At 32.3% G+C, this 1796-nt stretch carries 3 protein-coding genes; 1 reads left to right on the top strand and 2 read right to left on the bottom strand.

Annotated features, from left to right (window positions below; genetic code table 11):
• Positions 1 to 10 precede the first annotated feature (10 nt).
• On the bottom strand, positions 11 to 166 hold the full coding sequence (locus FTV31_RS16595; RefSeq protein ID WP_002061201.1) for a hypothetical protein: 156 nt from the start codon (positions 164 to 166) through the stop codon (positions 11 to 13).
• A 280-nt stretch (positions 167 to 446) separates the two neighbouring features.
• Between FTV31_RS16595 and FTV31_RS16600 the strand changes: the two genes are divergently transcribed.
• Positions 447 to 854 carry a conjugal transfer protein TraD gene (locus FTV31_RS16600; protein WP_180015740.1) on the top strand — a complete coding sequence of 136 codons (408 nt, stop codon included), beginning with the start codon at positions 447 to 449 and terminating at the stop codon, positions 852 to 854.
• A 53-nt stretch (positions 855 to 907) separates the two neighbouring features.
• Here FTV31_RS16600 and FTV31_RS16605 read toward each other — a convergent pair.
• Positions 908 to 1796, bottom strand: an 889-nt coding sequence (locus FTV31_RS16605) for a hypothetical protein (RefSeq protein ID WP_180015743.1), incomplete at its 5' end; no start/stop codon positions are given.

The raw sequence follows: 1796 nt of genomic DNA on the forward strand, positions 1-1796 counted from the left end.
GCAATCGCCATTAGGTCTTATCCTGTTCCTTTTTTCGGTTACGTTCTTTTTTAAACGCTCTTTGATCAAGTATCGAAGCCCACATCATAATGATGATAATTAGCGGTGCTGCGATCACGCCAAAACTAATATCTTTGATTTTTCCCAATACCTGTTTTAGTTGCATGCTGTTGCTCCTAGCTTTGGTACTTCTTTTTTTCATTCAATTTTCAATTGAACGAAAAAAAGAAGTTTCAGGGTTTTAGGGATGAAGTCCCTAACGTGCTTAGGTTTCTCAATGAAATTGAGAAACGTCTAAGCGCGCCATCAAATTTTTGATGGAAGTGCAGGCAACAATCTCTAGAACGACTTTAACAAAATTGCGTACATTTGACGTAATTATTTTGTTATCGTTCTTTGAGAATTAAGCCTGTACTTTTGCGGTATCTGAATTAATGGAATTGAATATGAATAATGATTGGCTGTCTGAAAAAATCACCTATATTTCTGCTTTAAAGAACCCTAGTGATGCACAAAAACTTTTACTTGAATTAGCCAAAATTCAGTACAGAACATCTGACCAAGAGAAAAAAATTAATGCCTTGATCAAAGCTGAAAAAGCCATAGATCGAGCAAATAAGCAAAAAGTTGCTGTTAGAAAATTATTGAATGCAGAAAAGGAAGCTGAACGTAAAGCTCGTACACGCCACCTTATCCAATTAGGCGCACTTTTTGAGATTGCTAAGCTAGATCAGCGTGATCCTGCTGAATTGCTTGGAGTACTTATAAAAACTGCTGAAATTGATCCAAATGATATGAAGTGGCAAATTTGGAAAGATTTAGGACAAGAAACTTTAAATCAGCGTAAAAAGTGACGTTTTATAATAAAAATCCCAATACTTAAATTGGGATTTTTGGAAACTAGAAGTTATTTTTTAATATCTTTTAACCAACCATAAAGGTATGGGTCTTTTTTCAATAGACTAGCAATCATTTCAATGCGTTTTGATTTATCTAATTTTAAAAGAATACTTCTGAGATCAGCATTTATAGATTTCTCTGGCGCACCTCGGTCACGTGCTTTGCTATACCAATCATGTCCAAGAGTATATTCATGGTTTTCCATGTATATAGCTCCCAATAAAGTACATGGTCTGTAGTCCTGAGAATTATTTTCATGAGCTTTTACGCCACATTCTATTGCTGTATCAACTTTTCTAATATCTCTCTTAACTCCTCCCAATGTAGTGAAATAAGCTGACAATAATTTTTTATTTTTATTTAGTGAGATTTCAGTATTTTCTAAAAACTTTTCAGCCTCTTTACTTGCTTTAGCTTTTCTTAATTGACTAGAGGCATTAATAGCATGCCAATGTAATTTGGTTGTCTTATATTCATTAATATAAAAATCAGCTTCCACACGATGAAATTTTATCTTAAGTTCATCTGTAAAAAATTGTCGTCCTTCCGAATTTAACCAAATAGCATCTTGTTCAGATAATCTCTGATTATTATCTAATAATTTCAATATATTAATTAACTTCGATCTATGCTTATCAACTATGTCATAGAGATAAATATCATATTTTTTTATTAAATTTTTTTCTTTTTGCCTCTCTATATATTTAGGGTCAGATTCTAATTTTTTTCTACGCTCACGTTCAGCTTGTTCTCTAACTTTTCTTTCCTGAGCTAATTTTTCTTGTTGTTTCTTTAACTGAATTAGTTCTAATTCTCTAAGTTTTTCCAAGCGTAATCTTTCTGCTTCTAAGTGTTCTTGATGTTTTATTCTGTCATTAACAACTTCTTTCTTATAT

It is taken from the genome of Acinetobacter sp. YH16031 (assembly GCF_013417335.1).
In the GTDB taxonomy this organism is placed as follows: domain Bacteria; phylum Pseudomonadota; class Gammaproteobacteria; order Pseudomonadales; family Moraxellaceae; genus Acinetobacter.

Bases quoted from the DNA above. Each gene is read 5' to 3' on its own strand.
- FTV31_RS16595 (WP_002061201.1), bottom strand. From the start codon at position 166: ATGCAACTAAAACAGGTATTGGGAAAAATCAAAGATATTAGTTTTGGC.
- FTV31_RS16600 (WP_180015740.1), top strand. From the start codon at position 447: ATGAATAATGATTGGCTGTCTGAAAAAATCACCTATATTTCTGCTTTA.